6 protein-coding genes are annotated in these 4,942 nt (G+C 74.3%); 4 read left to right on the top strand and 2 right to left on the bottom strand.

Annotated features, from left to right (window positions below; genetic code table 11):
* The coding region (locus H3C53_06020) for an aspartate-semialdehyde dehydrogenase (protein MBW7916226.1) at positions 1-761 on the bottom strand (761 nt) is incomplete at its 3' end.
* 53 nt (positions 762-814) lie between these two features.
* On the opposite strand from H3C53_06020, the gene proB reads away from it, so the two are divergent.
* Genes proB through H3C53_06040 form a run of 4 tightly spaced genes read left to right on the top strand, consistent with a single transcriptional unit; the run spans position 815 to position 4,176 of the window.
* Complete coding sequence (proB, locus tag H3C53_06025; GenBank protein MBW7916227.1) at positions 815-1,933, top strand: glutamate 5-kinase; 1,119 nt, start codon at positions 815-817, stop codon at positions 1,931-1,933.
* A gap of 13 nt (positions 1,934-1,946) precedes the next feature.
* Positions 1,947-2,369 carry a DUF4345 family protein gene (locus H3C53_06030; GenBank protein MBW7916228.1) on the top strand — a complete coding sequence of 141 codons (423 nt, stop codon included), beginning with the start codon at positions 1,947-1,949 and terminating at the stop codon, positions 2,367-2,369.
* The gene (locus H3C53_06035; GenBank protein ID MBW7916229.1) at positions 2,366-3,562 is read left to right on the top strand and encodes an ATP phosphoribosyltransferase regulatory subunit; all 1,197 of its coding nucleotides are present in this window, start codon (positions 2,366-2,368) and stop codon (positions 3,560-3,562) included. The genes H3C53_06030 and H3C53_06035 overlap by 4 nt, the downstream gene beginning before the upstream one ends.
* Positions 3,559-4,176, top strand: a complete 618-nt coding sequence (locus H3C53_06040) for an ATP phosphoribosyltransferase (GenBank protein MBW7916230.1) — start codon at positions 3,559-3,561, stop codon at positions 4,174-4,176. Before H3C53_06035 ends, H3C53_06040 begins: the two co-directional genes overlap by 4 nt.
* Before the next feature lie 17 nt (positions 4,177-4,193).
* On the opposite strand, the gene corA is transcribed toward H3C53_06040, so the two are convergent.
* The coding region (gene corA, locus H3C53_06045) for a magnesium/cobalt transporter CorA (GenBank protein MBW7916231.1) at positions 4,194-4,942 on the bottom strand (749 nt) is incomplete at its 5' end.

Raw genomic sequence — 4,942 nt, forward strand, 5'->3', positions numbered from 1 at the left:
GCGTGGATGGCCTCGCTGTGCGCCCTGAAGACGGGCACGCGCACGCAGGTGGCGCTGATGGCCAGGTGGGGCGCGTCGAGGATCTTGCGCGACTCGAGCGCCAGCTTGCGCTCCTCGCCGTTGTAGCCGTCGCTGCCGACGTCGGAATCGTGGCTGAAGAGGTTGAACGCGATCTGGTGCCTGAACTTGCGGGGGGTGGTCGAGGCGCCGAGAGGCTCGCCGCTCGGCGTGGTCCCGCCCGCCAGCACGGCGGCGGACTGCTCGCGCAGCTCGCCGATGCCGGCGGCGCCAGCGCCCGACACGGCCTGGTAGGTGGCGACCGTCGCGCGCCTGAGGCCGAAGGCGCGGTGGAGCGGCGCCAGCGCCATGAGGGCGATGATGGTGGAGCAGTTCGGGTTGGCGATCAACCCCCGGTGGCCGGCGACGGCGTGAGGGTTCACCTCGGGGATCACCAGGGGCACGCGCTCGTCCATGCGCCAGGCGCTCGTGTTGTCGATGACCACGGCGTGCTCGGCCCAGCGCCAGGCGTGCTCGCGCGACAGCGCGCCGCCCGCAGACGAGAAGACCACGTCGGCGCCGAGGTCGCCGCTCTCGGGAACGGCCTCCACCACGTGCTCCTCGCCCCGGAACCTCGCGGTCCTGCCGGCCGAGCGCGGCGAGGCGTAGAGCCTCAGTCCGCTGACCGGGAACGAGCGCTCCTCGAGTATGGCGAGGAGTTCCTGGCCGACGGCCCCCGTGGCTCCGACGATGGCGACGCGCATGCGGCGGAGTCTAGCACCAAGGCGGGCGGGCGCCAGGCAGTAGCATTACCTGCATGTCGCGTGTCCCGGGCCGCTGGCGGCGCATCGTCATCAAGGTTGGCACCAGTTCGCTCGTCGACGAGTCGGGCCGCATCGCGCCCCACAAGGTGTGGGCAGTGGCCCGCGGGGCGCAGGTGCTGGCCGCCGCCCAGGCCGGGCCGGCGCAGTTCGTCATCGTCTCCTCCGGCGCGGGCGCCGCGGGGCGCCAGCGGCTCGGCCTCAAGCTGCCGCTCACGCTGCCGGAGAAGCAGGCGGTGGCCGCCGTGGGGCAGGCGCTCCTCATGCTCGACTGGGAGCGCGCCCTCGCTCCCCTGCCCACGGCGCAGCTCCTCATCACGGCCAGCGACGTGCAGGAGCGCGAGCGGTACGTGAACGCCAAGAACGCGCTCGAGACGACCCTGGCGCTCGGCGTGGTGCCGGTGATCAACGAGAACGACAGCGTGGCGACGGCCGAACTGAAACTCGGCGACAACGACACCCTGTCCGCCTGGGTGAGCTACCTCGTGGACGCCGACGTCCTGATCATCCTCACGGACGTCGACGGCCTCTACGACGCCGACCCGCGCAAGGACCCCGCCGCCAAGCTCATCCCCGTGGTGAGGGACGTGGCGGCCGTGCAGGCGGCGGCGGGCGGGGCCGGTTCCCAGTCGGGGACGGGCGGCATGGCGACCAAGCTGAGGGCCGCGCGCATCGCCACCGGCGCCGGCATCGAGACCATCGTCCTCGGCGGCGGCGGCGCGGCGCTGGAGGCGCTGGCGCGCGGCGAGGAGCGCGGCACGCGCTTCCTGGCGGCCGAGCACGTCCCCGCCCGCAAGGCGTGGATCGCGAACCAGCCGGTGCGGGGCGCGCTGGAGGTCGACGCGGGCGCGCTGCGCGCGCTCGAGGGGGGCAAGAGCCTCCTGCCGGGCGGCGTGACGGCCGTGGAGGGCGCCTTCACGTTCGGCGACGCCGTGGAGGTGCGGCACGCGGGGGCGAGGGTCGGGGTGGGGCTCACCAACTACGGCTCCGACGCGGCCCGGCGCATCATCGGCAGGCACACGCGCGACATCGCGCTGCTCCTCGGCCACAAGGACTACGACGAGGTCATCCACCGCGACAACCTCGTGCTGGGGAGCGCGCCCACCGGCCGGTGATAGCATTCCCGCCATGAACGTGAGGTCCCAGCTCGTGTACGTGGCGGTGGTCATCACCTTCGCGCTCGGACTGGCGGGGCTCGTCAACCCGCACTTCACGGCGCGGCTGCTCGGGCTCGACGTCGTCGACCCGCGCGGCCTCAGCCAGGTGCGCGCCACGTTCGGCGCCCTGCACCTGGCGCTCGGCGCCGTGATCCTGCGCGGCACCCTCAGGCGCCCGGGCGCCCGCTCGTACCTGCGGGCAGGAGCGCTCCTCGTTGGCGCCGTCTTCGCGGGGCGGCTCCTGTCGGTGCTCGTGGACGGGGTCGTGACGCTCGTCAACGTCCTGTTCCTGCTGAGCGAGGGGGTGGCCCTGACGGGCGTCCTGCTCGCCCTCCTCGGCGCCGGGCGGCCGCGGCCGCGGCCGCGGCCGCCCGAGGACGCTGCCGGCAGGTGACGGGGCTCCCTGACGGCACGCGCCTCGCGCCCCCGGAGCTCGCGGCGGGGCGCGAGCTCGCGTTGGCGCGCTTGCGCGAGCTGTACGGCTCGTGGGGCTACCTGCCCGTCGAGGTGCCGGCGCTCGAGCTCTTCGACGCCCACCACCCGCGCGAGACGCAGGCCTTCAAGCTGACGGACCGCGGGAGCGACGTGTTGGCGCTCCGCTCCGACTTCACCCCGGCGCTGGCGCACCTCGTTTCCACCACCTACCCGGCGGTGGCCGGCGGCGCGCACCACCCGCTGCGGCTCCGCTACGCGGGCACCGTCTGGCACGCCAACCACCCCGACCTGGCCGGCGCGCGCGAGTTCACGCAGGTGGGCATCGAGCTCGTCGGGGTCAGCAACGCGCGCGCCGACGCGGAGATCATCCACCTGGCGCGCGAGTCGGTGCGCGCCGTCGGGCTGGTGCCGCGCCTCGAGGTCGGGAACCCGGCCTACGTGCGGGCCCTCCTCGAGGCGGCCGCCGTCCCGCGCGAGCAGGAGCCGACCCTCGCCGACGCCATCGACCGCAAGGACCGCGCCGACGTGCTCGCGCTCGTCGGCGCGTTGGGCCTCACCGGGCGCGCCGCCGAGGCCATCGTCCGCGTGCCCGACCTGTACGGCGACGAGTCCGTGCTCGACGAGGCGCGCGCCCTGGCGCCGAGCGACGCCGCCCTGCAGGCCGTCGACCGGCTCGAGGGGGTGCTGGCGGAGTTCGAGGACGCCTCGGAGCTGCTGCTCGACCTCGGGCTGGCGCGCCGCCTGAGCTACTACACGGGCGTGACCTTCCGCGCCTTCACCTTCGATTACGGCCAACCGCTGCTCGGCGGGGGCCGCTACGACGGCGCCCTGCTGCCCTACGCGGCGGGCTTCTCGCTGGGACTCGAGCGCCTCATGGAGGCCGTGCCCGCCGCCGGTCCCGTCGACCTCGCTCCGCTGGTGCTCACCCTAGACGACCCCGCCGCGCGCCGGCTGCGGGCGGCGGGGGTGAGGGTGGCGCGCGCGCTGGCGGCGGAGCCCGCCGCCGCCGAGGCCGAGGCGCGCGCGGCGCGCGTGCCGTTCCTCCTCGTCGCCGGGGAGCTGCGGACGGTCGGAGCGCCGAGCGCTGAGGTCGAGGCGCGCCGGCGCGAGCTCGCGGCGCTCCTGGCCGCGCCGGGCGAGGGCGAGGCGTGAGCGCCCAGGCGCTGGTGCTCGCCCTGCCGAAGGGGAGGGTGCTCGAGGACGCGCTGGCGGCGCTGCGGGCCGCCGGACTCGAGCTGACGATGAGCGAGGACGAGCGCGCCCTGCGCCACGACGGCCCCGGAGCGACGGTGCTCGTGATGCGCAACGCCGACGTGCCCACCTACGTCGAGCTGGGCGTCGCCGACGCCGGGGTGGTCGGCCGCGACGTGCTGCTCGAGCACGGCAGTCGGCTGTACGCCCCGGTGGACCTGGGCTTCGCGGCGTGCCGCCTCTCGCTCATCAGGCCGGCGGGGGCGAGCGGCCCCGTGCGGCGCGTGGCCAGCAAGTACCCCCGCGTCGCGGCCGAGTACCTGCGGCGCCTCGGCAGCCCCGCCGAGGTGGTGGAGCTGTCGGGCAACGTCGAGCTGGCGTGCCTGTCGGGGCTGGCCGACGCCGTCGTGGACGTGGTGCAGACGGGCGCGACCCTGCGCGCCAACGGGCTGACCGAGGTCGACGTGATCGCGCGGTCGAGCGCGCGCTTCGTGGTGAACCGGGCGGCGCTCAAGCTCAAGGCCGGCGTGCTGCGGCCCCTCGTGGCGGCGCTGCGGGCACGGGCGGAAGGCTGAGTGGCCGGGCGCCGCCGCTACAGCCAGCCGCGACGCCTGAAGGCGGCGATCATCCACCCGGCCAGCGTCAGGTTGACGAGCCAGAACACCGGGTAGGCCCAGCGCAGGCGGTACTCGGGCATGAACTCGAAGTTCGTGCCGTAGACGCCGGCCAGGAACGTCAGCGGGATGAAGATGGTGGCGATCACGGTGAGCACCTTCATGACGTCGTTCATGCGCACGCTGAGGAGCGACAGGTAGACGTCGTGCAACCCGGTTATCTGCTCGCGCTGCGTCTCGACGGCGTCCATGACCTGCACGGCGTGGTCCTGGGCGTCGCGGAGGTAGGTGGCCACCTCCGGGGAGAAGTAGGTGAGGTCCTTGCGCTGCGCGGAGGCGAGCACGTCGCGTAGCGGCCAGGCGGCCCGGCGGACGACCAGTAGGTCGCGGCGCAGCTCGTTGATGCGCTCCAGCGAACCGCGCTCCGGGCCGCGCAGGATTTCCTCCTCGAGGGCCTCCAGGTCGTCGCCGTAGGCCTCGAGCACGTCGAAGTACTGGTCCACGACGAGGTCGATGAGGGTGTACGCCAGGTAATCGACGCCCATCTTCCTGATGCGCCCCTTCGCCTGCCGCAGCCGGTCGCGCAGGGCGCCGAACGGGTCGGTCTCCAGCTCCTGGAACGTCACGAGCAGCCCGTCCTTGAGCACGAGCGAGAACTGCTCGCTGTGTAGCGGCGCGCTCGCGGTGGCCGTGGGCGCCGGCGTGGGTGCCGCCGTCCGCAGCGCCG

The organism is Trueperaceae bacterium, assembly GCA_019454765.1.
In the GTDB taxonomy this organism is placed as follows: Bacteria; Deinococcota; Deinococci; order Deinococcales; family Trueperaceae; genus JAAYYF01.

Coding starts and splice junctions, on each gene's coding strand:
- H3C53_06030 (MBW7916228.1), top strand. CDS start 1,947: ATGAACGTGAGGTCCCAGCTCGTGTACGTGGCGGTGGTCATCACCTTC.
- proB (MBW7916227.1), top strand. CDS start 815: ATGTCGCGTGTCCCGGGCCGCTGGCGGCGCATCGTCATCAAGGTTGGC.